The sequence below is a fragment of the Mycobacterium dioxanotrophicus genome (assembly GCF_002157835.1).
In the GTDB taxonomy this organism is placed as follows: Bacteria; Actinomycetota; Actinomycetes; order Mycobacteriales; family Mycobacteriaceae; genus Mycobacterium; species Mycobacterium dioxanotrophicus.
Genome location: NZ_CP020809.1, coordinates 3,323,752 through 3,347,060 on the forward strand (window position 1 = coordinate 3,323,752; position 23,309 = coordinate 3,347,060).

At 67.0% G+C, this 23,309-nt stretch carries 21 protein-coding genes; 10 read left to right on the top strand and 11 right to left on the bottom strand.

The window, feature by feature from the left end; translation table 11 throughout:
• The first annotated feature begins 29 nt into the window (after positions 1 to 29).
• Positions 30 to 1,328: an HNH endonuclease signature motif containing protein gene (locus tag BTO20_RS16070; protein ID WP_087077373.1), complete on the top strand. Its 1,299-nt coding sequence runs from the start codon at positions 30 to 32 to the stop codon at positions 1,326 to 1,328.
• 267 nt (positions 1,329 to 1,595) lie between these two features.
• Here the strand turns inward: BTO20_RS16070 and BTO20_RS16075 are convergent, their stop codons facing one another.
• The 3 genes from BTO20_RS16075 to BTO20_RS16085 all read right to left on the bottom strand — a co-directional run bounded on the left by BTO20_RS16075 (position 1,596) and on the right by BTO20_RS16085 (position 6,326).
• On the bottom strand, positions 1,596 to 2,603 hold the full coding sequence (locus BTO20_RS16075) for an esterase family protein (protein ID WP_198344407.1): 1,008 nt from the start codon (positions 2,601 to 2,603) through the stop codon (positions 1,596 to 1,598).
• Between the two features lie 124 nt (positions 2,604 to 2,727).
• On the bottom strand, positions 2,728 to 4,161 hold the full coding sequence (locus tag BTO20_RS16080; RefSeq protein ID WP_087077374.1) for a mechanosensitive ion channel domain-containing protein: 1,434 nt from the start codon (positions 4,159 to 4,161) through the stop codon (positions 2,728 to 2,730).
• Positions 4,158 to 6,326: an adenylate/guanylate cyclase domain-containing protein gene (locus tag BTO20_RS16085; protein ID WP_198344408.1), complete on the bottom strand. Its 2,169-nt coding sequence runs from the start codon at positions 6,324 to 6,326 to the stop codon at positions 4,158 to 4,160. The genes BTO20_RS16080 and BTO20_RS16085 overlap by 4 nt, the downstream gene beginning before the upstream one ends.
• Positions 6,327 to 6,417: 91 nt before the next feature.
• Between BTO20_RS16085 and BTO20_RS16090 the strand changes: the two genes are divergently transcribed.
• Positions 6,418 to 6,858 carry a DUF1810 domain-containing protein gene (locus BTO20_RS16090; RefSeq protein WP_087077375.1) on the top strand — a complete coding sequence of 147 codons (441 nt, stop codon included), beginning with the start codon at positions 6,418 to 6,420 and terminating at the stop codon, positions 6,856 to 6,858.
• Here the strand turns inward: BTO20_RS16090 and BTO20_RS16095 are convergent.
• Genes BTO20_RS16095 through BTO20_RS16105 form a run of 3 tightly spaced genes read right to left on the bottom strand, consistent with a single transcriptional unit; the run spans position 6,842 to position 10,346 of the window.
• The gene (locus tag BTO20_RS16095) at positions 6,842 to 8,149 is read right to left on the bottom strand and encodes an alpha-amylase family protein (protein ID WP_087077376.1); all 1,308 of its coding nucleotides are present in this window, start codon (positions 8,147 to 8,149) and stop codon (positions 6,842 to 6,844) included. The two genes, BTO20_RS16090 and BTO20_RS16095, sit on opposite strands and share 17 nt — an antisense overlap.
• Positions 8,142 to 8,621, bottom strand: coding sequence for a nucleoside deaminase (locus tag BTO20_RS16100; protein ID WP_087077377.1), 480 nt, complete (start codon positions 8,619 to 8,621; stop codon positions 8,142 to 8,144). Before BTO20_RS16100 ends, BTO20_RS16095 begins: the two co-directional genes overlap by 8 nt.
• 48 nt (positions 8,622 to 8,669) lie before the next feature.
• Positions 8,670 to 10,346 carry a tetratricopeptide repeat protein gene (locus BTO20_RS16105; protein WP_408632173.1) on the bottom strand — a complete coding sequence of 559 codons (1,677 nt, stop codon included), beginning with the start codon at positions 10,344 to 10,346 and terminating at the stop codon, positions 8,670 to 8,672.
• A gap of 138 nt (positions 10,347 to 10,484) precedes the next feature.
• Between BTO20_RS16105 and BTO20_RS16110 the strand changes: the two genes are divergently transcribed.
• On the top strand, positions 10,485 to 11,114 hold the full coding sequence (locus tag BTO20_RS16110; protein WP_087077379.1) for a PaaI family thioesterase: 630 nt from the start codon (positions 10,485 to 10,487) through the stop codon (positions 11,112 to 11,114).
• A gap of 6 nt (positions 11,115 to 11,120) precedes the next feature.
• Here the strand turns inward: BTO20_RS16110 and BTO20_RS16115 are convergent, their stop codons facing one another.
• Positions 11,121 to 13,118: an FUSC family protein gene (locus BTO20_RS16115; protein ID WP_087077380.1), complete on the bottom strand. Its 1,998-nt coding sequence runs from the start codon at positions 13,116 to 13,118 to the stop codon at positions 11,121 to 11,123.
• 77 nt (positions 13,119 to 13,195) lie between these two features.
• On the opposite strand from BTO20_RS16115, the gene BTO20_RS16120 reads away from it, so the two are divergent.
• Positions 13,196 to 13,909, top strand: coding sequence for an EthD domain-containing protein (locus tag BTO20_RS16120; protein ID WP_087077381.1), 714 nt, complete (start codon positions 13,196 to 13,198; stop codon positions 13,907 to 13,909).
• 29 nt (positions 13,910 to 13,938) lie between these two features.
• A complete protein-coding gene (locus BTO20_RS16125) occupies positions 13,939 to 14,697 on the top strand; it encodes an enoyl-CoA hydratase/isomerase family protein (protein WP_087077382.1) in 759 nt (252 codons plus the stop codon).
• An 8-nt stretch (positions 14,698 to 14,705) separates the two neighbouring features.
• Here BTO20_RS16125 and BTO20_RS41360 read toward each other — a convergent pair whose 3' ends face one another.
• Together BTO20_RS41360 and BTO20_RS16135 are read right to left on the bottom strand one after the other, a co-directional pair.
• Positions 14,706 to 14,978, bottom strand: a complete 273-nt coding sequence (locus tag BTO20_RS41360) for a (2Fe-2S)-binding protein (protein WP_087077383.1) — start codon at positions 14,976 to 14,978, stop codon at positions 14,706 to 14,708.
• Between the two features lie 12 nt (positions 14,979 to 14,990).
• Positions 14,991 to 15,623, bottom strand: a complete 633-nt coding sequence (locus BTO20_RS16135) for a fatty-acid--CoA ligase (RefSeq protein WP_087077384.1) — start codon at positions 15,621 to 15,623, stop codon at positions 14,991 to 14,993.
• 239 nt (positions 15,624 to 15,862) lie between these two features.
• On the opposite strand from BTO20_RS16135, the gene bfr reads away from it, so the two are divergent.
• From bfr to BTO20_RS16160, 5 genes are all read left to right on the top strand, one after another.
• Positions 15,863 to 16,342, top strand: a complete 480-nt coding sequence (gene bfr / locus BTO20_RS16140) for a bacterioferritin (protein ID WP_029370591.1) — start codon at positions 15,863 to 15,865, stop codon at positions 16,340 to 16,342.
• Positions 16,343 to 16,499: 157 nt separating this feature from the next.
• Positions 16,500 to 18,551 carry an MDR family MFS transporter gene (locus BTO20_RS16145; protein WP_087077385.1) on the top strand — a complete coding sequence of 684 codons (2,052 nt, stop codon included), beginning with the start codon at positions 16,500 to 16,502 and terminating at the stop codon, positions 18,549 to 18,551.
• 42 nt (positions 18,552 to 18,593) lie between these two features.
• On the top strand, positions 18,594 to 19,076 hold the full coding sequence (locus BTO20_RS16150) for a carboxymuconolactone decarboxylase family protein (RefSeq protein WP_087077386.1): 483 nt from the start codon (positions 18,594 to 18,596) through the stop codon (positions 19,074 to 19,076).
• A 21-nt stretch (positions 19,077 to 19,097) separates the two neighbouring features.
• Positions 19,098 to 20,468, top strand: coding sequence for a type I glutamate--ammonia ligase (locus tag BTO20_RS16155; protein WP_408632174.1), 1,371 nt, complete (start codon positions 19,098 to 19,100; stop codon positions 20,466 to 20,468).
• Positions 20,469 to 20,601: 133 nt separating this feature from the next.
• A complete protein-coding gene (locus BTO20_RS16160) occupies positions 20,602 to 20,967 on the top strand; it encodes a VOC family protein (protein WP_087077388.1) in 366 nt (121 codons plus the stop codon).
• Positions 20,968 to 20,991: 24 nt separating this feature from the next.
• On the opposite strand, the gene BTO20_RS16165 is transcribed toward BTO20_RS16160, so the two are convergent.
• Both BTO20_RS16165 and BTO20_RS16170 read right to left on the bottom strand, forming a co-directional pair.
• Positions 20,992 to 21,435, bottom strand: a complete 444-nt coding sequence (locus BTO20_RS16165; protein ID WP_087077389.1) for a nuclear transport factor 2 family protein — start codon at positions 21,433 to 21,435, stop codon at positions 20,992 to 20,994.
• Positions 21,425 to 23,239: an N-acyl-D-amino-acid deacylase family protein gene (locus BTO20_RS16170; protein ID WP_087077390.1), complete on the bottom strand. Its 1,815-nt coding sequence runs from the start codon at positions 23,237 to 23,239 to the stop codon at positions 21,425 to 21,427. Before BTO20_RS16170 ends, BTO20_RS16165 begins: the two co-directional genes overlap by 11 nt.
• Positions 23,240 to 23,309 lie beyond the last annotated feature (70 nt).

Sequence of the window (23,309 nt, forward strand, 5' to 3'; positions counted from 1 at the left end):
TTGTCGGTGGTCTTCGCCATAATGATGGTATGTCCTCGCAGCCAACATCTTTCGCTGATGATGGGGTGAGCCCTGCGCAGCGGGTGGAGGTGTTGTTCGAGGAGTTGTCGGAGTTGGCCGGGCAGCGCAATGCGATCGACGGACGCATGGTCGACATCGTCGCCGAGTTGGAGCGCGACGGGTTGTGCGGCGCCACCGGGGCCCGGTCGATCACCTCGCTGGTGGCCTGGAAAACCGGGATCACCCCCAATAATGCCGAGACGGTGGTGGCGGTGGCACGGCGGGCCGAGGAATTCCCCCTCTGTGTCGAGGGCCTGCGGGAGGGCCGGTTGTCGCTGGATCAGGTGGGGGTGATCGCTGAGCGCGCCGCCGACGGTTCCGATGCGCACTACGCGGAGTTGGCCGCGGTCGCCACGGTGACCCAGTTGCGTACCGCGGTGAAGTTGGAACCCAAACCCGAGCCGCCGGTCGACCCCGACCCGGAAACGGAAGCCGAGCCGGTGGTACCGGAGCCAAAGCGGTCGTTCACCAAAGTGGAGCATGACGATTGCACGACGTATCAGATCACCCTGCCGCGGTTGGAGGCGGCGAAGTTCGATGCCGGGATGCGCTCGCATCAGGAGGCGTTGATCGCGGCGTGGAAGCGTGACCGCGAGGATGCCGACGGCGCCTCCGAGCAGGCGCCACCGTTCCCGAACACCGTGGACGCGTTCATGGGTTTGATCGAGGCGGGCTGGGATGCCGATGTGGCGGCCCGCCCACACGGCCAGCACACCACCGTCGTCGTACACCTCGACCTCGATAAAGATGGCGAGAAAACGGTCGCAGCCCTGCATCTGGGCCCGGTGCTCACCGATGCGGAGCGGCGCTACCTGACCTGTGATGCGACCTGCGAGGTGTGGTTCGAACGCCACGGCCAACCGATGGGGGCGGGGCGTTCCGCCCGCACCGTCAACCGTCGGCTGCGCCGCGCCCTGGAGCGTCGGGACCGGTGCTGTGCGGTACCCGGCTGCGGAGCGACCCGGGGTTTGCACGCGCATCACATCGTCCATTGGGAGGATGGCGGGCCCACCGAGTTGGACAACATGGTGTTGCTCTGCCCTTACCACCATCGTTTGCACCACAAGGGTGGCATCACCATCACCGGCCCCGCGCATCAACTCAAGGTCACCGACGCCACCGGGCGGGAACTGCAGCCCGGGTCGCTGGCGCGGCCACCTACCACGCCGCCACCGAATGTCCCGCCCTATCGGGGGCCGACCGGTGAACGCGCCGATTGGTGGTGGTACACACCCTTCCAACCGGAACCACCACCGTCGCCCAACTAGGCACAGCCCGGCAGCATGGCGGGCCGGACGACATTGGCCGCCAGGCGAATTCGTGCTGGGTGGAGGTGGGTCGATTCGGTAGGGCATGGGACTGCCGACGTTACCGCATGGGCCGTGTGGCCGACGAGGATCCAATGGCGGAATCGATTCGCCGCGTTGGGAACTGACGGCCGCAACGATGAGCCGCGCAGACGAGCACGCCCAACACGGACAGGGAGCCTGCCGTCGGGGGTAACGGCAGGCTCCCTGGGTGGGTGGATCTTTCAGTTAGGTGGCGGACTGAGCGCCCAGCACCCGCTGGATATCGGGCTTCATCTCCTGCAGCTGCTGCCCCCAGTAGCCCCAGCTGTGCGTGCCGTTCGGCGGGAAGTTGAACACCCCGTTCTTGCCGCCCGCCGCGATGTAGTTGTCGCGGAAGGTGACGTTGGTGCGCAGGGTCAGCCCTTCGAGGAACTGTGCGGCCATCAGGTTGCCGCCGTTGGTCCCGGAGTCGAGATCCGAAGGGGTGCCGGTGCCGCAGTAGATCCAGATGCGGGTGTTGTTCGCGACCAGCTGGTTGATGTTGACCATCGGGTCGTTGCGCTTCCACGCCGGATCGGTGGACGGGCCCCACATGCTCTCGGGGTTGTAGCCGCCCGCGTCGTTCATCGCCAGGCCGATCAGCATCGGCCACCAACCCTCAGACGGGTTGAGGAAGCCGGACAGGGTGCCGGCGTAGATGAACTGCTGCGGGTGGTAGATCGCGTAGGTCAGGGCCGCGCTGCCGGCCATCGAGATCCCGACGACGGCGTTACCGGTCTGCGACACACCACGATTGGCGGCCAGCCACGCGGGCAGCTCGTTGGTCAGGAACGTTTCCCACTTGTAGGTGTAGTTCTGCCCGTTGCCCTTCGACGGCTGGTACCAGTCGGTGTAGAAGCTGGACTGGCCGCCGACAGGCATGATCGTGGACAGGCCGGACTGGTAGTACCACTCGAACGCCGGGGTGTTGATGTCCCAGCCGTTGAAGTCGTCCTGGGCGCGCAGCCCGTCGAGCAGGTACACGGCGTGCGGCCCGCCGCCTTGGAACTGGACGCGGATGTTGCGGTTCATCGACGGCGAGAAGACATCGAGGTATTCGACGGGCAGACCCGGCCGGGAGAACGCTCCAGCGGTCGCCGACCCCCCGGCGATACCGATCAGCCCGGGCAGTGCCAGCGTCGCGATGGCGCCGACCATCAACCGGCGCAACGTGATCCATGCTGTCGTGCCACGCATGTTTCTGAGGAACTTCATAACGGCAACCAACCCACCTTTCGTTTGCTTGCTACAAGCAATTGCCGTCGCTTTGCGAGCAAAGTGAATCATGTGTCCCAGGAGTCACACGAGTAACACGACGGGGTGGACAGATCGCGGTTGGCTAACGATTGGAACTCGGCGCCGAGACCGGGGCCTGCGTCGATGTGGCGGACATGGCCCGACGGGCATCGGTCCTGCGTTCGTCGAGGAGCCTGCTCATCTCATGGAGCAGCAAGGGATTTCGTGTCACCAGTTCTTCGAGAAAATCGCGATCCACCTGCAGCATCGTGGTCTCTTCGAGGGCATACACCGATGTCCGCGTCGCCTCGCGGGTCAGCGCGCTCTGGCCGAGGAAGTCGCCGGGATGCAGGGTCCGGACCGGCACGACCTCACCGTCCGGCCCTGCCGCGGTGACCTGCACTCGTCCGTCGAGCAGGTAGCTCATCCGGGTCGGAACCTCACCGGCAGTCTGCACGGCCTCGTCGGCTCCGTAGCGCGTCAGGGCGGCGTGCGTGAGCAGTTCCTGCTGGTCGGTGTGGCTGAGGCGCAGGGTGGTGGCCATCCGCCGGCAGGCCTTCGTCAGCCGTTCGGCGGTGCCGAAATCGTCGTCGATCCCGTCGAGGTGCAATTCGGCGCGTCGCGACGCGTACCAAACCCAGCGCAGGAAGGTCGCCTTGGCGGCGCCGTCGTCGGCGGGGGAGCGCACCGGGATCGTCGTGCGGTAGTCGTTGCCGCCGACCGCGACCGCCTTGACGGTGGCTTCCGGACGTATCTGCGGTAGTCGTGCGGCGACCCCGGTGAGAAGGGCACACACCTGATCCGGCGGATCCGCGGGGCCGAACGTGCACACGATCGACAGCGAATAAGACGCCTCCGGCCGGCTCAGATTGGTGAACGAGGCGCCGGCCAGCACCGAGTTGGGCATGATCTGCATGCCGCTACCGGTGTCGATATGCGTTGCGCGCCAGTTCACCTCGACCACGCGACCGCGCGCCGACGGCGTGTCGAGCCAGTCGCCGAGCCGGAACGGCTGCTCGAACAGCAGGAAAAGACCCGAGATGATCTGGCCCACCGAGTTCTGCAGCGCGAGACCCAGCACGATCGACGATATGCCCAGCGCGGTGAAGAGGCCGCCGACGTGGGCGCCCCACACGTAGGCGAAGATCATTCCGACGCCGATCGCGATGAGCGCGAACCGGGCCACATCGAGGAAAATCGACGGGATTCGCTTGCGCCAGCTGCCCTCCGGGGCGCCCTGGAACAAGGTGGCGTTCAAACCCGACAACAGCAGGATCATCACCACGAAGCCGAACGCGGTGGCGACGATGCGCACCCCGGTGGTCTCACCCGAGATGTCGCCGCCTTTGACCAGCAGGACCAGCAGCGCGCCCAGCGGCAGGATGTAGTTGCGCAGCAAGCCGACCGGCCGGGCCAGATAACTGCCGCGGCGCGCCAGCGTGTTGTGCAGTTCGGTGAGCAGCACCAGGCCGACAGGCAGGCCGATCGCAACGGACAGGGCCCAGTAGAACCAGTCGGTCTCCAGCACACTTCTCACGGCTGACGCTCCGTGAGTCGCCAGATCTGCTCCTCGGTGCCGCCGACGCTCACCGAACCCGCGGGGGTGAACTGCCGCACATCCAGGGTGGCGTCGTGTACCCGGGTCGTGACATAGATGCCGGGCTGTGGCGCGCCACTGCGCACCCGGTAGGCGAGATCCACTGCGGCTCCCCACATGTCGTAGGCGAGGCTGGATCTACCGACCAGCCCGCTGCTGACGGTGCCGGTGTCGATGCCGGCCCGCAATCTGAGGTCATGGCCGGTCTCGGCGCGGAACCGGTCCACGATGCGCTGCATCTCTGCGCCGAAGTCCACTGTGCGGCGGACGTTGTCGAGCCGGGGCACGGTCAGCCCGCAGCTCGCGAGATAGCCGTTGTGCAGGGTACGTACCTGCTCGATGCCGAGATGTTCGGCGGCCGCGTCGAACTGTCGCACCAGCTTGTTGACGATCGCCAGCAGTTCGTCGGAACTCAGGTCGGCGGACAATTCGTCGAGTCCGACGAAGTCGGCGAAAATCACGGTGACGTTCTGGTGGTCTTGTGCGATGGTTTCCTCGCCTTCGCGGTACCGCTGGACCACCGGCTCGGGCATCATCGACCGCAGCAGCCGGTCGTTCTCCTTGCGTTGCTCCTCGAGCAAGTCCTCCTTGATCCGCAGATTGCGGCTCATCTCGTTGAAAGCGACTGTCAGATCACCGAATTCATCGCGGGACAGGACCGGCAGCGACACTCCGTAGTCGCCCGAGCTGATCTGCTGTGCCCCGGCTTCCAGCCGCCGCAGCGGGCGGACGAAGAATCGCGCCAGCCCGATGGCGGCGATACACACGACGAAGATCATCGCCACGGTCGAGAGCACGAGGGTCCTCGTGAACACGGTCACCGGCGCGAACGCCTCGGTGGTGTCGATCTTGGCCACCATGACCCAGTCGAGGCCCGGCAGGTTCACCGGGGCGTAGGACTGCAGCGTCTCGTGCCCCAGATAGTCGAGGTCGATCATGGTGCCGGTCTGGCCGCGTTCGGCCAGCCGCGCCGCGTCACTGGCCACCGGCTGCACCAGTGTGGTGCCGCCCTGGCGGATCGCCGTGGCCGCGACATCGGGCGGGGTGCCCGCGTCGATGACGTCCTTCTTGTACTGGTCACGGTTCTGGACGAACGTTCGCGACACCGACCGCATCAGACCGTCCGGGCCGACCAGGATGGTCTCGCCCGTGGATCCCATGCCGGCCTCTTGCCACTGCTGGTTCGCGGTCATCACCCGATTCACTCCCGTGATGGGCAACTGCAGGGCCAGCACGCCCTCCACGCGGCCCTCGCTGCCGATCGGGGACACCATCCAGGCGGTCGGGGCCTGGGCCGGCTGGTAGTCACTGAAATCGGTCACATCGACGTAATCGATGGCGTTGGACGTGACCGCGCGGCGGTACGCGTCGGTCAGGCTGCCGCCGCGATATGGGCCCGTGTAGACGTTGGTGCCCAGGTCGACACCCTTGTACGCGCTGTACACGACGTTGCCGCGGGTATCCAGCAGCAGCGCGTCCTCGAACTTGAACCGGTCGACGACGGTGCGGAAGTACTCGTTGAACCGTGCACAAGCCGCCGACCAGGCGCTGCCGTCGCGGGCGTCGGAGAATTTCAGGGCTGTGTCCCAGTCGTTGAACGGCGCCATGTAGTTGGCCTGGAGCCATTTCTGCGGGTTGGACGTAGGCAGCAGCGCTGCCACATCGGCCTGATTGCCGGTCTGGGCCTCCTCGGCCTTGGCGAACTGGTTGCGGTAGTAGTCGACGATCGCCTGCTGCTGAGCCGGTGCGATGACGGCGTCGTTGAGCTGGTCGAACCCTGCGGTGAACGCGCGCACGGCTTCGGTGGCGGTCGTGCCTCGCGTGTAGACCACCAGAGAGTCCCGCAGATACCGGAATTCGGCCTCCAACTGACGGGTCTGGGCCGACCGGATCTCGGTGAGCCGGTCGAACACCGAATTGCGCAGCGAGCTGCGGCCCGACTGATATCCGATGGCCCCGACCACCGCCGCCGACAGCACGCTGGTGATCAACAGCATCGCGAGCAGCTTGGACTGAATGCTGATCCGGGACATGATGCGGCGGCGCGGGTGTCGCTGTTTGCGCGCGGGCGTCTCGACGTCTGGGGAGCCGGCTTCGGTCGTCATCGCAACGGAACACTAACTGTGTGGCCGGCGGGCCGAACACTTTCCCGGCAACTCGTGGCCGGTTGCACAGTATCTGTGCGACATTCGACATATGGTCACCGCGGCTGACCCTGATGATCTGCGTCGCTTCACCGAGGCGCAGGAACGCGTTTACCCGACCGTGCTCGCCGAGCTGGCCGACGGCCGCAAGCGCAGTCACTGGATCTGGTTCATCTTCCCGCAGTTGCGGGGGCTGGGCCGGAGCCCGACCGCGCACCATTACGGCATCGCGTCGGCGCAGGAGGCTCGGGCCTACCTGGCCGACCCGACCCTGGGACCGCGGCTGCGGGAGTGCGCGCGCCTGGTGGCCGAGATCGACGGGCGGTCGGCGGAGGAGATCTTCGGCTGGCCGGACTGTCTCAAGGTCCGGTCGTGCATGACGTTGTTCGCCGCGGTTGCCGCCGACGCCGCGGACTTCCAGGCTGTGCTGGACAAGTTCTACGACGGGCTCGGCGATCCGGTGACCGTGGAGATGCTCAGTGCGGCTGGATGATCAGCCAGCCGTGCGGTGGGACCTCGGTCTCGGTGATCTCGTGTTGCGGGGGAGCCCCTGAACCGGCGAGCACCGTTCCCGCCGGTGTACCGAGCTCGGGCAGCGACACGGTCAGCGGGGCGTCGTCGACGTTGAGGGCGACGATCAACGATCCGTCGGCCGCGGTGCTGCGGTAGATGTATTGCGTGTTGGTCAGTTTCAACGCGGTCGTCGTCGCGGTGTGCAGCCATGGATGGCGCCGACGCAGTCCGATCAGGTAGCGGTGGAACCGCAGGACGTCGGAATCCTCAGGGAGCGTATCGAATCGGGGCCTGACCGCGTCGTCGCCGCCGCGGCGCTCCTCTTTGACACCGCGGTAGCCCGACTCGTCACCCGCGTAGATGCTCGGGGTTCCGCCGGTGGTGAGCAGGATGACCAGGGCATGTTCGACGTGGTCTGGGTTGCTCAGCTGGCTGGCGATCCGGGTGACGTCGTGGTTGCCCACGAACGTCAGCGGCACGAAGGTGTCGAGAAAATCGTTGTGCCGCTGCAGTCCCCAATCCAGTTCGTGAAAATTGCCGTCGTTGAGGCTGCTCCAGATCGCCTTCCAGAGTTCGTACTGGGTGACCGAGTCGAAGGTGGCCGCTTCGACGGTGGTGGTGTAGTCACCGTGGATCACCTCGCCGACGAACCATGCATCGGCGAATTCTTCACGCACTCTTGGCAATACCTGCGCCCAGAATCGGTCCGGCACCGCGTATGCGGCGTCGAGGCGCCAGCCGTCGGCGCCGCGCGCCAGCCAGTGCCGCAGCACCGCGGTCGTGTACTCCACCACCTCGGTGCTGGCGTGGTTGAGTGCGATCAGTTCGCCGTGCCCCTCGAAGGTGTCGAACCGCGATTGCGGCCCGCGGCGCCGGAACCACGCCGACGCGGGATGGTCGGGGCCGCCGTCGAGCGCGTCGCGGTACTGCGCGAAGTCGGTACCGACGTGGTTGAAAACTCCGTCGAGCAGCACCCGCAGCCCGCGCTGGTGCGCCTGGGCCACCAACTCGTCGAAATCGGCATCGTCGCCGAGCCGTGGATCGATCCGGAAGTGATCGGTGGTGTCGTAACCGTGGGTGCGCGAGGCGAAGATCGGGCCAAGGGCGATACCGGACGCGCCGAGTTCCACGGCGTGATCGAGCCAGTCGACGACGCGGCGCAAGCGGTGTTCGTCAGGGCCGGGCGACGGGTCTGCGGGAAACGCACCGACGAAGCCCAGTGGGTAGATCTGCCACCAGATGGCGTGCGCCACCCATCCCGGCTCAGGCACGAAACTTCGCCGCGTACAGATCCTTCATCTCCTCGGTCAGTTCGGCGGCCGGACCGTCCACTGCGACACCGGGCGCGACGGTGCTGATCGGTAGTGGCGCCACCGGGGCAGGCGGAACGCCCCATTCGCTGAGCCATCCGGTCAATTGTTCGGTGGAGGTCGCATAGACGATGCGGCCCAGCCCCACCCAGGCGTGCGCCGCCGAGCACATCGGGCAGTGTTCGCCGGAGGTGTACACCGTGGCGCGCGCCCGCCGCTGCGGGCTCAGATGTTCGGCGGCCCAGCGGGCGATGGCGAACTCGGGGTGCTGGGTCTCGTCGCCGTCCTTGACCCGATTGCGGTCGGAGAACACCGTGGTGCCCGTGTAGTCGACCAGGATCGATCCGAACGGCTGATCGCCGGCGTCGAGGGCTTCACGGGCGAGCGCGACACATTTACGCAGGTGTTTGAGGTCGGTGTCGCTGATGGCCACGGTCGCGAGTTTACGGCGCGGGGCGATGACTCCGGGGCACAACGACGGTCAACCACCGCAACAGGTGGGCGCGACATCCAGGCGGCACGCGCACGATGCGACGATCGGTACGTCGGCGCGGGCGAGGGCCAGGTCCAGTTGCTGGGCGACGATCGCCGCCTCGGCGTCGCGGCCCAACCGCTGCAGGCATTCGTGATATCCGTGCAGGCTCCACACATTGCCCGGGTGATGGCTCGACCGGTTCAGCGTGGGGTCGAGACCGAGGTCGGCGGCGTACACCCCGGCGGCCTCCTCGACCCTGCCCTGCTCGAGCAGCAGGGCGCCGTAGGCGTGCCGTGTTGGCTGCATCCAGCCCCACGGTTCGTCGTAGGGCAGCCCGTCGTCGAGCTCGATGGCTCGCCGCAGGTGGGCGAACGCGTCGTCGAATTTGCCTTCCCGGTAGGCGATCTCGCCGTCGAGCATGGCTGCGGCGACCGCCAGGATGTCGAGGCTGGTGTTGTTGAACAGGTAGCGGCTCTCCGGGATGCGCCGGTACGCGGCTGCGAAGGCCTCCCGCTCTGTGCGGGCCTGGGCCAACTCTCCTTTGGCGGCGTGGGCGACACCGCGGCCGTAATGGATGGTGGCCGTGGTGGTGCTGTACAACTCGGTGTCGGCGGGCAGCGGTTCGGCGATCAGATCATCCCAGCGCCCGAACCGCACCAGCACGTGCACGCGCAGCGGTACGAACGCCTCGAGCCAGTCGGCCATCGGGGGTGACGGGACGGCCAGCAGCTCAGGGGTGAGCTGGCGCGCCAGCTCGTCGGCCGCACTGCTCGCGGTCTGGTAATCGCCGGCGAACATCGCCGAGTACACCACGAAATGCAGGTCGTGGGCGCGATACAGGGAGTAGAAGTTGAGCGCGCCGGAACGCTCGACGAACTTCCGGTCTGCTTGCACCGCAGCCTGATTCGCGACCACCGAGTTGTGGTAGTCGCCGCAGAGGACGTCGATGTGGCTGGGCATGTGCTGCAGGTGGCCCGCGTCGGGCACCAGGCCGCGCAGCAGGTCGGCCGCGGGCAGGGCGTCCTGCGGCGTGGCCGACATCTCCATGGCATGGATGTACAGGTGCAGGATTCCGGGGTGGCTGCGTCCCTCGGCGGTGGTCAGCGCCGCATCGAGGATGGCCTTCGCCTCGAGCACCCGCGAGCCGGGCGCGGGCTCGCCCGTGCGACCGTCCCACAGTGCCCAGGCCGTGACGTTGACCAGGGCGTCGGCCGCCAGCGCCTGCACGTCGATGTCGCCGGGATGCTCGGCGGCCAGGGCCGCCATGGCGTCGGCGTAGGCGGCGTGGCCTGCGGTCAGCGCTTCGGTGTCCTCGGGGTCTGCGGTCGGAAAGCGTTGTCGCAGTGCGGCTATGAGGGCCCGCTCGATGGTCGAGGCGCGTCCGCCCGCAGCCTGGTCAAGCTCGGCGCGGGCCCGCGTCAGCGATGTGGCCAGGTCGACCGGATCGAAGGCCTCCCAGGCCTTGTTGTAGTTGGGGCCCACCGCGTAGGCGATGCCCCACCGTGCGATCGTCAGGTCGGGATCGAACTGCAGCGCGCGTTCGAAACAGCGGATCGCCTCGTCGTGGTTGAACGCATAGGCCCAGATGAGGCCCCGGTCGAACCATGTCTGAGCCTGCTGCGCCGGGGTGTCGACCGGCCGGTGGTAGGTACCCAGGTCGTAGTACGGTTCGGCTTCGGTCACGGCTGGCACGATAGTTCAGCCGCTCATCCCGCGAGAAGTGTTGGCACAACCGCTGAGCCGAATCGGTCCCGAACGGTTCGTGGCCCTGTAGCGGATCGGGAATTCGACACCGGCACGAGAACGTGTTCTAGTGCTCAGATGCCGGGTTACACCCATGTCGAGGGCCTGCGTTCGGCCGACGTGCAACGCCTGAGGTCCACCTACGAGCCGCTGGCCGAATCGGTGCGCGCCTTGATCGACGCGACCATCCGCTCGGAGGCGGACGCGGCCGAGGTGGCCGCGGCCAAGGCGGAGATCGACTCCGCCACGGCACGGCTGCGGGCCAAACAGATCGACGGGGCGTTCGGCGTCCGCTTCACCTCCGACGGCGACCGGATGCCGTGGGGCAATCCGGCCATCGGTATCCGCAACCCGATCGCGCCGCCGCTGGTGATCGTCAAGCATCCCTCGGGTGTGGTGTCCACCGACTTCCACCTCGGAGCCGCCTACGAAGGCCCGCCCGGGCAGGTGCACGGCGGCATCGTCGCGATGGTGCTCGACCACCTGCTCGGCGAGGTGGCCGCCAACGATCCGGACAGTCCGCGGTTCACCGGCACCCTGACCATCCGTTACCTGCGGGCCACCCCGTTGGGCGATCTGCATGCCGAAGGTCAGATCACCCGCACCGACGGCATCAAAGCGTATGCCGCCGGCCATCTCTCGGACTCCGAAGGCGTCACCGCGGAGGCCGAGGGCGTGTTCATCCTGCCGCGCTGGGCCCGCGGCTGATCGCGGTCAGCGGGATGGCGCGACCGGTTCCACCCGGTCGATCGCGATGTCGGCCAGGCTGCCGGTGATGGTGGTCAGCTCGCCGACCAGGATGCGCGCTGCCCCGTTGTCGGTCGCCAACGTCGACGCCAGATCGTGCACGCGCCGCAGCGCGGCGGACAACTCGACGGTGTCCAGGCTCCACGGCACCGCGGGGCTTGGTGGTGACCCGCGCAGGGCTTCGATGTAATCGTCGACCGCAGCGATGAATTCGGCGTCCAGCGCCGATGACGGATGGGTCGGCAGGCTGTTCTCCAACGTGGTGCACGCACTGGTCACCGCGTTCAGCGCGGTGCGGTATGACCGCAGCCACCGGCGCAGCGTCGGGGAATCCAGTCTTGCCGCACCCCAGGCGGCCTCGAATGCCGCTCGCGCTCGGAACGCGCGTTGCCAGGCCGTCGACAGCGCCTCGGCGGGGTGATCCACCTCGTGCACGAACGCCGTGACCACCATTGCCGCGTAATCGATCTCGGTCATCAGCAGTTCGCCGGCGCGCTGCCGCAACCGGATCAGGGAATGGTCGGGCAGCAGCACATGGGCCATCACCGCCAGTCCGCCACCGACGAGCACGCCCACCAGTCGGTCGAAGATGCCCGCCCAGTCGGTGAAACCGCCGACGCCGACGACGAACACCATGACGGCACCGATGGCGACGACCACCGCGAGATAACCGAATCTGATCACGCCGTAGGCAACTCCGACGAACACCGTCGCGCAGATCACCGACGCCATGGGGCCCGGCTGCCAGAACACCGTCAGCGCTGACGCGACGACGATGCCCACGGCGAGTCCGGCCATCCGCCCGGCACACCGTGTGTAGGTGTGCGCGGTTTCCGGCCGCAGCACCACCACCACGGTCAACGCCATCCAGTAGCCGTGCCCGAGCGTGCCGTAGCGTGCGGCGGCGGCCGCGACGGCCGTGGTCACCGCCAACCTGATCGCGTGCCGCAGGATCGGCGATGTCCACGTCAGGTGCGAACGCACGACGGCCGGCGCCGAGGCCAGCGAACCGATCAGGTCGGGCCGGTGCAGCTGCCCGAACCGCAGCACCGCGGCCTCCCGCAGCTGCTCGGAGAAACGTTGTGCACGTGTGGTTTCCGCGCCGGTCACAGCGGCCGCGGTGGCGTCGACCCTGACCAGGGCATGCTCGGCGTCGCGGCGCGCGGTGTGGCTGTGGTCGGCGATCGCGTCGAGCAGCACGGCGGCCGCGGACAGCAGCTGCGGCACCCCGTCACGACGGTCGCCACCTGCCGTCGAGCGGAAGGAGACCAGCGTCGCGGCCAGCCGTTCGGGGAGCCGGTACCCGCCGTGGTAGGCCCGCGGTTGCTGGCTCACCTGGCTGTTGGCGAACACTTCCCGCAGCCACGTCATCGGCGCGTCATCGACGTCGGCCGCGCAGTCGGCGGCCACGCTGCGGGCATCGGCGGCCAACGACCGGTAGGCCCGGGTCAGGCCTTCCCGCTGCGCCCGCCACCGCCGCGGCGGTCGTACCGAGATGAGCGCTGCCTGCACCAGACCTGCCGCGAGAACCAGCAGGGGGGAGAGCAGGATGTCGGCCAGCGTCGGCGCGGTGACCGGGGCGATCACCAGCAGTGCGCTCGCGGCCGAGGCCACCAGGCCGGCGTTGGCGCCGAGCGACCACTGCATCCCGGCGGCGAAGCACCACAGCGCGACCACGATGACGAACACCACGTCGTACGATCCGCTCAACACCGCGAGCAGCACCACGATGGCCAGCTCGACCGATGCGGTCGCCACCAGCGGCACCCGCCCGCCCGGGCTGCGCTGCAGCGCGATGGCGCCTGCGATCACCCCGGCGCCCAGCGTCCACATCGCTGCGGTCGGCGACACCCCGTAGAGCGCGAGCACGCTGAGCGCCAACGTGCCGATCAGGCTGCGCGCCACCGCGCCCGCGTCGGGAGTGCTGAGCCGCAGCGCATCGGCTGCCTGTCCACCGGTCTGCACGTGCCCATTCTCGCGCCTGTCGCTCCGGTAGGTGGCCAACCGAGGCCAAGTGGCGCGAATCGCCTACTGTCCGCTGGGTGGAGAAGATCATCGTGCTCGTGCGAGCCGAGGACGCCGACGACGATTGGTGCGCACGACTCCGGACCGGGGTCGCCGACGAGCTGCTCGACAGCGGGCTGTCGGGACTGTCGGTCAACGTGCGCGACGCCCCGGTGCGCGATTCGCTCATGACACTGACCACGCTGGACCCACCGGTGGTCGCGGTAGTCAGCCTGTGGACCCAGCAGTATTACGGCGAGCAAGTCGGCACCGCGATCAAACTGCTTGCTGCCGAAGCCGACTCGGTTCACGCCTACCTGGTCACCGAATCGGTGCCGATGCCGCCGCCATGGACCGACCCGGGCCGGCGCACCGACGGCCTGGCCAACATCGCGCTGCTGCGTCGGCCGGCCGGCCTGAGCGAGGCCACCTGGCGGCACCGCTGGCACGTCGACCACACGCAGGTGGCCATCGACACCCAGGCGACGTTCGGTTACACGCAGAACGCCGTGGTGCGGGCACTGACCCCCGATGCCCCGGCGATCGCGGGCATCGTCGAGGAACTGTTCCCGCAGTCGGCGGTGGCCGACGTGCACGCCTTCTTCGGTGCTGCCGATGACGCCGATCTGGCGGACCGCATGCGGCGCATGGTGGCCAGCACGGAAGCGTTCGGGGCCAGCACCAACATCGATACGGTGCCCACCAGTCGCTACGTGTTCCGCTCGCCGTTCACCGCACCCGACCGGCAATAGTGGAACGTGTTCTAGTTACGCTTCGACATGTGAACCTGCTGATCGACGACGTCAACCGCGTACGCACACTCACGTTCAACCGCCCGGACGCGCTCAATGCCTTCAACGAGGCGCTCTACGACGAGACGACCGTCGCGCTGCGGGCCGCTGCCGACGATCCCGAGGTCGGCGTGGTGCTGCTGACGGGGACCGGCCGGGCGTTCAGCGCGGGCAACGATCTCGTCGAAATGCAGGCCCGGATCAGCGTGCGCGGTGCTGATCTTGCGCCGGGGGAGCACGGCTTCTACGGCATGCTCGACGCGCTCGTCGACTTTCCGAAACCGTTGATCTGCGCCGTCAACGGTCTCGGAGTGGGCATTGGGGCGACCATCCTGGGATTCGCCGATCTGGCGTTCATGTCCTCGTCGGCCCGGCTGAAATGCCCGTTCACCAGCCTTGGCGTGGCGCCTGAGGCGGCGTCGTCCTACCTGCTGCCGCGGTTGATCGGTCGGCAGAACGCGGCCTGGCTGCTGATGTCGTCGGAATGGATCAGCGCCGAGGAGGCCAAGGACATGGGCCTGGTGTGGCGGGTCTGTGCGCCCGACGAACTGCTGTCCGAGGCTCGCCGCCATGCGGAAGTCCTTGCGTCCAAGCCGCTTTCGAGCCTCAAGGCGGTCAAGCAGACGATGCTTGCACCGATCCGGGCGGACATCCTGGCGGCTGTCGAACGCGAGAAGGCGCTGTTCACCGAACTGGTCGGCGCTGCGGCCAACGTCGACGCGCTCGCTGCGTTCGCCGACCGCAAGTAGGCGCGGGCTCAGGGCGCGCGGCCGGTCCCGTTCTCCACCGCCGCGACGATTTCACCGCAGATGCGCGGCGAGGCGGTGGTGCGGGCCGGGCAGCCGTTGAACGGGGTGGGGCAGCCGTTGGCCTGGTGGGCGGCGATGATCGCCCGGATGGTGCGCCGGCAGCGGCCGCAGTCCTTGCCCGCGCCGCAGGCATCCGCGATCTGCTTGGACGTGGTGGCTCCCGCCGCGACGACGTCGTTGACGACGTGGCTGGTGACTCCGGTGCATAGGCAGACGAACATCAGCTCACCGGCTCATTCCTGGCCGTCGACGGTCATGATGTGGGCCAACTTGCCGACGAAAAGGCTCGGGTAGGCCCCGAACCCGGCGTGCGTCATCCATTCGGCGGCCGCGTCCGGATGGTCGATCCACTGCCGCGCGCTCACCTCGTCCTCGATCTCCTGCAGGATCATCACTTCCTGGCCGTCGTCGAGTGCCTGGTATACCCACACTTTCCTGATGCCACTGTTTTCGAAGCGGCTGAGCCCGTCGTGGACCTTGCGCATCAGCGTCGGGACGTCGTCGACCACCGAGACCGCGCCGACGATCACGCCGGCCACGTATTCCTCCGAGGATGGCCCGGAAAGGTCGATCTTCTCGACCACCTCGCCGCCGAAGATGGGCGGAATGTCCTCGACGCCGGATATGTCGAACCATTCGAAAATGGCTGGTGAACGCAGGACATCGCGAATCGAGTGGGCATTGCGGATCCCGATGGTCACCAGCACGCGGCGCGGCTCCCAGATCGAGGTGTAGAGCACCACGTGATGGGCGCCGATCGTCAACAATCCCGAACGATGCTTTTTCATCCATTTCCACATCTGTTCGACATCGTCGACGCGAAAATCGCACGACAGAATGAGCGAGTGCAAATCAAACTCACGCATTATTTCTCGCGATTCCGTCCGTCGACCGACATGTTAGCCCAGTCTAACCTTAGTTAGGGCAGGCAGTCCAGCCTTCGAGGACGGATGGCCCTACAGGGCCCGCCGTTGCTGCCCGATTGGCCTGGAAACACGCCCGGTACAGCCGAAATCGACCAACCTCCCCGGAGTCTCTGCACTAGATTGGCGGTGCACGGCAAACAGCAACGCTTGACCAGCCCTCAAGGTGCTTAGGAGTGACGATGCAAGGGGATCCGGACGTTCTGAAATTGCTCAACGAGCAATTGACCAGTGAACTCACGGCCATTAATCAGTATTTCCTGCATTCCAAGATGCAGGACAATTGGGGATTTACCGAACTGGCCGCCCATACCCGTTCGGAATCGTTCGAAGAAATGCGGCACGCCGAAGCGATCACCGATCGCATCCTGCTGTTGGACGGGTTGCCGAACTACCAGCGGTTGTTCTCGCTGCGCGTCGGGCAGACGCTGCGCGAACAATTCGAGGCGGACCTGGCCATCGAATACGAGGTGGTCGAGCGGCTCAAGCCGGGCATCATCATGTGCCGGGAGAAGCAGGACGCCGTGTCGGCCATCTTGTTCGAGACGATCCTGAGTGACGAGGAAGGCCACATCGACTACCTGGAGACACAGCTCGAACTCATGGACAAGCTGGGCGATGCGCTTTACGCCGCGCAGTGTGTCTCGAGGCCGCCGCAATAGTCTCGGTCGCCGCGCGTTCGACCGCCCCGGATGTCCGGTCCCGTACCGGATGTCCGGGGCGGTTTGTCGTGTGTGCCGAGCATCACGGTAACTTTCATAGATAATCTAACGATATGACGTCTGGGCCGACTGCCCCTACCGTCGGCGAAAGGATGTCATGACAAGCGCACCCACAACCACGGAACCGCAGCCCGGCGGCGGTGTCCTGCTGAGCCTGCGGCGCCGCAACCTCGTGTTCGTCGCGGTGCTGCTCGGCATGCTGCTGGCCGCCCTCGACCAGACCATCGTGGCCACCGCGCTGCCGACCGTCGTCGCCGACCTCGGCGGTGCAGGGCATCAATCGTGGGTGGTGACCAGCTATCTGCTGGCCTCCACGATCGTCACCGCCGTGGTCGGCAAGGTGGGCGACATCTTCGGCCGCAAGGCCGTCTTCCAGGCCGCGATCGCGTTCTTCCTCGTCGGTTCGGTGCTGTGTGGAATGTCCGGCTCGATGACCATGCTGGTGGCGTCGCGGGCCCTGCAGGGCATCGGTGGCGGCGCCATCATGGTGACCGCCACCGCGCTCATCGGCGAGGTCATCCCGTTGCGCGACCGGGGCCGCTATCAGGGCATGCTCGGTGCGGTCTTCGGTGTCACCACCGTGATCGGACCGCTGCTCGGCGGGTTCTTCACCGATCACCTCAGCTGGCGCTGGGCGTTCTGGATCAACGTCCCGGTCGGCATCGTGGTGTTCCTCGTCGCTGCCGGCACCATCCCGGCGCTGGCCCGTGCCGGCCGGCCGGTCATCGATTACCTCGGCATCGTGCTGGTCGGGCTCGGCGCGTCAGGGCTCACCCTGGCCACCAGCTGGGGTGGTGGCGAATACGCGTGGACCTCGCCGGTCATCATCGCGTTGTTCATCGGTTCGGCGATCGCGCTGGCCGCGTTCGTCTGGGCCGAAACCCGTGCGGCCGAACCGATTCTGCCCATGCGGCTGTTCGCCAGTCCGGTGTTCACCGTGTGCTGCGTGCTGTCGTTCATCGTCGGCTTCGCGATGCTGGGCGCGCTCACCTTCATGCCCACCTTCATGCAGTTCGTCAACGGTGTCTCTGCCACCGAATCCGGTTTGCGCACCCTGCCGATGGTGGCGGGGCTGCTCATCACGTCGACCGGCAGCGGCGCCATCGTCAGCCGCACCGGTCGCTACAAGATGTTCCCCATCGCCGGAACCGCGGTGATGACGGCCGCGTTCGTGCTGCTGTCCCGGATGGACGCGCACACGCCGACGCTGCAGCAATCGCTGTACCTGTTCATCCTTGGCATCGGGATCGGCATGTGTATGCAGGTCCTGATCCTGACCGTGCAGAACACGTCCAACTTCGCCGATCTGGGGGTCGCGACGTCCGGCGTGACGTTCTTCCGGACCATCGGCAGTTCGTTCGGCGCCGCCATCTTCGGCTCGCTGTTCACCAACTTCCTCTCGGGCCGCCTCGCGGGTGCACTCGCGGCCGGCGGCGCGCCACCCGAGGCCGGGGCTTCGCCCAAGGTGCTGCACGCACTGCCTGCGCAGGTTGCCGCGCCGATCGTGGATGCCTACGCCGGCGCGCTCGGCAACGTGTTCCTGTGCGCGGCACCGGTCGCGCTGATCGGGTTCGTCGTGGCGCTCTTCCTCAAGGAGGTTCCGCTGCAGGAGATGGATGCCAGCGTGGCGGTCGATCTCGGCGAGGGCTTCGGCATGCCCAGTGCGGAATCGGCGGAGAAGGTGCTCGAAACGGCGATCAGCAGGCTGATGCGCCACTCCCAGGACATCCGGTTGAGGACGGTGGCGGGCTCGCCCGGCTGTGAACTCGACGTGGCCGGGCTGTGGGCGCTGCTGCAGATCTACCGGCAGGGCCAGGTCTTCGGATCGGCCCGGCTCACCGAGATCGCCGAGCGACTGCGCGTTCCGCACGAGGTGCTCGAGCCCACCTTCGACACCCTGGTCGCCGAGGGCTGCGCCCTGCGGACCGGCGACCAGTTGTGGTTGACGCAGCGCGGACTGAGTCAGGTCGACGCGGTGTCGTCGGCACTGGTCGGGCGGATCGTCGAAAAGCTGGCCACCTCACCGTCATTCGAGGGACGCCCAGACCGCGATCAGGTGGAGGCCGCGCTCGAGCGCATCGTGCACCGGGTGTTGGTGCAACGGGACTGGGGTGATGACCGGACCGAATTGGTCTCGGCGAAAAACTAGAACCTGTTCCAGAATCGGCGCGGCCCGCGTACGATTCGGTCCATGAGCCGCATCGGTGATTTTCCCGACGACGACGTTGCAGGCTGGGTGCTGCGATCGCCCGAAATCGGAACGGCCATGGCCAACTTCACCAACGCCGTGTACACCAAGGGGCGGTTGCCGCTGCGGGTGCGGGAGCTGGCGCGCATGGTCATCGCGCTCGACAACGAGTGCGCCGTGTGCCAGAACACCCGCGATTCCGACGGCGCCGCGGCGGGTGTCGACGAGGATCTCTACGACCACGCAGCCGAATGGCGCACCTGGCCCGGATACAGCCCCGCGGAGCGGGTGGCGGCCGAATTCGCCCATCGATTCGCCACCGGGCACACCGAATTGCGCGACGACGAGGACTTCTGGCAGCGGGCCGCCGAGCAGTTCAACCCTGAGCTGTTGACCGATCTGGCGCTGTCGTGTGCGATGTGGCTGGGCATGGGCCGGATGCTGCGCACGCTCGACATCGGGCAAACCTGCACGATCACGCTGTAGGTCGCCGCGCGGCGGCGCACAATGACTGCTGTGACAGCGCGGGCAGCCAAACCGTTGGCCGCAGCGGCCATCGCCCAGTTGGAAGCGGATGGGGTTGCGACACTGATCGGCACGGTCGTCAATCCGGCCGGGCTGATCCATGCGAAAACCGTTCCGCTGCGCCGCATGGGCATCTTCGCCGACCCCGGGCTGGGCGCCAGCCCGGTGTTCCATGCGTTCACCATCGACCAGACCGGCATCGTGTTCAGCGAATCCCTCGGCGTGGTGGGGGACCAGCGGATCCGCATCGACCTGGGTGCGCTGCGCATCCTCGGTGACGGATTGGCCTGGGCGCCTGGTGAGTTCTTCAACCAGGACGGCACCGCCGACCCGTACTGCGCGCGCGGTGTCCTGCAACGGGTGACCGATCGTATGGCTGCCGCCGATCTTGCCGCGGTGGTCGGCCACGAGATGGAATTCGTCCTCGTCGGTCCTGACGGTGGCCGGTTGCCGTCGGTGATGTGGGCCCAGTACGGACTGGCCGGGCTGCTGGAGTTCGAAGGCTTCGTGCGGGACGTCACCAACGCTGCGACGACCTCCGGGGTGGCCATCGAACAGTTCCACCCCGAGTACGGCGTCAACCAGTTCGAGATCTCGCTCGCGCCACAACCGCCGGTCGCGGCTGCCGATCAGCTGGTGCTCATGCGCATCATCGTGGGCCGGGTGGCGCGCAAGTACGGCCTGCGAGTGAGCCTGTCCCCGGTGCCGTTCGCCGGCAGCGTGGGTTCCGGTGCCCATCAACATTTTTCGCTCACGCTCGGCGACACCGCACTGTTCTCCGGTGGCACCGGGATGCGGGGCCTGACGGCGCTGGGCGCATCGGCCATCGCGGGCCTGCTGGCAGGCCTGCCTGCCGCGCAGGGCGTGCTGTGCGGGTCGGTGCTCTCGGGCCTGCGCATGCAGCCCGGGCACTGGTCGGGTGCGTACAACTGCTGGGGCACCGAGAACCGGGAGGCGGCAGTGCGTTTCCTGATCGGCGGGCCCAGCAACCCTTATGGCGCCAACGTCGAGGTCAAGGTGATCGACCCGTCGGCCAACCCGTACCTGGCCACCGCCGTGATACTGGGCCTGGCGCATCACGGGATCGAGAACGAACTGGCGCTGGGACCGGAGACCACGGTCGACCCGGGCAGTATGACCGAGACCCAGCGTGCCGAACACAGCATCGTGGCGCTGCCCACCCGTCCCGGCGATGCGCAGTCAGCACTGGACGCCTCGTCGCTGATCCGCGGGATCCTGGGCGATGAGCCCGTCGATGCGGTGTTGGCGGTCCGCCGCTACGAGCTGCAGAACTTCGGGGATCTGCCGGACGAAGAACTCGCGGAGAAGTTCCGGATGGCCTGGAGCGTCTAGGTCGGCTTTCCCGGCCAAGTTTTCCGCGGAACTGCATTCCCGGTCGTTAAAGCTCACGCTTAACGACCGGGAATGCAGTTCCGCGCAACGATGCCGCGGATTCGATCGTGACCCGAATGGCAATACTGGGATCATGATCGGCACATTGCGTTCGATGGTCCTCGACTGCCGCGACCCGCACGAGCTGGCCGCGTTCTACGCCGAGCTCCTCGGCGGGGAGGTGGCCGCCGAGGATGACACCTGGGTGGTGGTGACGGATCCGGCGGGGCGGCGCCTGGCGTGTCAGTACTCGCCACAACATGAGCCGCCGCAGTTCCCCGACCCGGCCGGGTCGCAGCAGATGCATCTCGACATCAGGGTCGACGATCCAGATGTCGCCGAACGTCAGGTGTTGGAGCTGGGCGCGACGCGGGTCACCGATGCGGTCGGCGAGAACAACTTCCGGGTGTTCCGCGACCCGGCGGGGCATCCGTTCTGCCTGGTGTGGGGCATCGGCTGAGCCTGATGCACCTCGGTGCTCGCCCTAGACCAGCCCGGTCGCGTCGAAGACCCACGACATGTCCGCGGTGGCGAAGTCGGACAGCCAGCTCGCCGGCGCGTGGTTGGTCAGCGCGCCCATGTCCCAGTAGTCCTTCCACAGCGTGGCCTTGCCGTTCTCGACGCGGTGCACCGTGACGAATTTGAGCACTGCGGATTCGCCAGTCGGCCAATGCCATTCCTCGTGATGCTCGTACATCGCGTCGGGACCGGAGGACACCAACAGGCCGGGGAAGTTCTCGTAGGAGGCCAGCGGTTCCAGCCCTATCTTGAGCCGCTTGACGATGTCCTCGGGCCCCTTGGCGGCGGCCGCCGGGCCCACCGGCATGTCCAGATAGATGCAGTCGTCGGAGACGTAGGTCTTGAGCAGCTCCCAGTTGCGGTCTGACAATGCCTGCCACAGTCCCACGATCGTGTTCTCAACTGACACTGGTGAGTTCGCCTTTCTGGGTGGGCTGCGCCGGGGACCGGTGCGCCGCGCGCAAGAACCTTCCGGTGCGGGTGGCGCCGACGAGGTCGGTGAGCCGGCCGTCGAGGTAGACCGCTCTGCCCGCGACGAGGACGGCGGTGACCGTGTCGTCATTGCGGTTGACCATCCGCGACAGGCCGCCGTAGTGCTCGACGGTGTCTTCGGCGTACTCGTCCAGTGAACCGTCGAGCCGTTGCGGGTCGAGCACGACCACGTCGGCGCGGTCCCCGATGCGCAGGTGCCCGGCGTCGAGGCGGTACCAGTCGGCGAGCTCACCGGTGAGCCGGTGCACCGCCTGTTCGATTGACATGAAAGGCGTTCCGGCTTGCTCGGCGTCACGCACATGCCGCAGCAGGCGCAGCCCCATGTTGTAGAACGCCATGTTGCGCAGGTGCGCCCCGGCGTCGGAGAACCCCAACTGGATACCCGGGTCGCGGGCGAGCTTCTTGAGTACCTCGGGACGATGGTTGGAGATGGTGGTGCGCCAGCGCAATGCCGTGCCGTGGTCGAGGACGAGGTCCAGGAATGCGTCGACGGGATGTATTCCCCGGTCCACGCCGACTTGGCCGAACGACTTACCGATCACGGAATCGTCGGGGCACGCGACGATTTCGGCGTCGAAGAAATCGCGGTGCCACACCCGGACGCCGAATTTGTTCTCGTAGTCCTTGCGGAACCGGCGGCGGTAGTCCTCGTCGCGCAGCAGCGCGTTGCGCTCCACCTCGTCACGCAGATGCAGTGCGGCCGCACCGGAGCCGAACTCCTCGAACACCACCAGGTCGATGCCGTCGGCATAGACCTCGAACGGCACCGGCAGGTGCTGCCAGCGGAAGTTGCCGCCGAGCGCGTTGGTGATCCGGGCCAGTGGCCCCATCATCAGGATGGCGTACGGGTTGGCCTTGATGTCGGCGGCCGACAGCAGCGACGTCTTCAGCGGATTACGGAAGATGCCGAGCGACTGGGCCACCTGCGACGCCAGGTTGATCGGATTCTGGATGTCGGGGCCGGACTGCAGGACTCGGCCGGTGCGACGCAGCAGTGACTTGAGCCTGCGCAGCTCGCGCGGTTTGGCATAGGTCGACGGCAATGTGCGCGACCGGCAGGTGTCGCCGTCGATCTTGTCGAAAAGCAGCTGCTGGGAGGACATTCCGACGAAACCGGCGCTGAGTGCCTCTTTGAGCATCTGCTCCATGCGGGCTTGTTCGGCGCGGGTCGGACGCTGATCCTTGCGGGTGGCGCGGTCCAGGCCCATCACCGCGGTGCGCATGTCGGAGTGCCCGATGAACGCGGCCAGGTTCGGTCCCAGCGGCAGCGCCTCGAGGGCGGCGACGTATTCGTCGCAGTTGGTCCAGGTCTTGTTCGCGTCGACCGCAGCGATCACGTGCTGGCGGGGGATGGCCTCGACCCGGCCGAACAGGTCACCGGCATCGACCCCGCCCACATGCACCGTGGACAGTGAGCAGGACCCGAGCATCACCGTCGTCACACCGTGGCGCAACGACTCCGACAACGACGGACCGCCCAGCACCTCGACGTCGTAGTGCGTGTGGATGTCCAGCATCCCGGGCATGACCCACTTGCCGGTGGCGTCGATGACCCGGGGGCAATCGGTGGCGTCGATGACCCGGGGGCAATCGGTGTCGTCGAGGTCGTCGGGCGAGATGGCGACGACATGGCCGTCGCGAATCCCGATGGTGCGCACGGCCGACGGGGCACCGGTGCCGTCGAACCAGCGGCCGTTGCGGATGATTGTGTCGAAGGTCACCAAGTTATAGAACAGGCGTGGTGGTCAGGTGTCAATGAAATCCGTGAACAGATTTAAAGAAATGTCTACT

Excerpts from the sequence above, each read along its gene's own strand:
- BTO20_RS16155 (WP_408632174.1), top strand. The coding sequence starts at position 19,098 with ATGACTGCTGTGACAGCGCGGGCAGCCAAACCGTTGGCCGCAGCGGCC.
- BTO20_RS16135 (WP_087077384.1), bottom strand. The coding sequence starts at position 15,623 with ATGCGTGAGTTTGATTTGCACTCGCTCATTCTGTCGTGCGATTTTCGC.
- BTO20_RS16070 (WP_087077373.1), top strand. The coding sequence starts at position 30 with ATGTCCTCGCAGCCAACATCTTTCGCTGATGATGGGGTGAGCCCTGCG.
- BTO20_RS16145 (WP_087077385.1), top strand. The coding sequence starts at position 16,500 with ATGACAAGCGCACCCACAACCACGGAACCGCAGCCCGGCGGCGGTGTC.
- BTO20_RS16150 (WP_087077386.1), top strand. The coding sequence starts at position 18,594 with ATGAGCCGCATCGGTGATTTTCCCGACGACGACGTTGCAGGCTGGGTG.
- BTO20_RS16090 (WP_087077375.1), top strand. The coding sequence starts at position 6,418 with ATGGTCACCGCGGCTGACCCTGATGATCTGCGTCGCTTCACCGAGGCG.
- BTO20_RS16110 (WP_087077379.1), top strand. The coding sequence starts at position 10,485 with ATGCCGGGTTACACCCATGTCGAGGGCCTGCGTTCGGCCGACGTGCAA.
- bfr (WP_029370591.1), top strand. The coding sequence starts at position 15,863 with ATGCAAGGGGATCCGGACGTTCTGAAATTGCTCAACGAGCAATTGACC.
- BTO20_RS16075 (WP_198344407.1), bottom strand. The coding sequence starts at position 2,603 with ATGAAGTTCCTCAGAAACATGCGTGGCACGACAGCATGGATCACGTTG.
- BTO20_RS16085 (WP_198344408.1), bottom strand. The coding sequence starts at position 6,326 with ATGACGACCGAAGCCGGCTCCCCAGACGTCGAGACGCCCGCGCGCAAA.
- BTO20_RS16160 (WP_087077388.1), top strand. The coding sequence starts at position 20,602 with ATGATCGGCACATTGCGTTCGATGGTCCTCGACTGCCGCGACCCGCAC.
- BTO20_RS41360 (WP_087077383.1), bottom strand. The coding sequence starts at position 14,978 with ATGTTCGTCTGCCTATGCACCGGAGTCACCAGCCACGTCGTCAACGAC.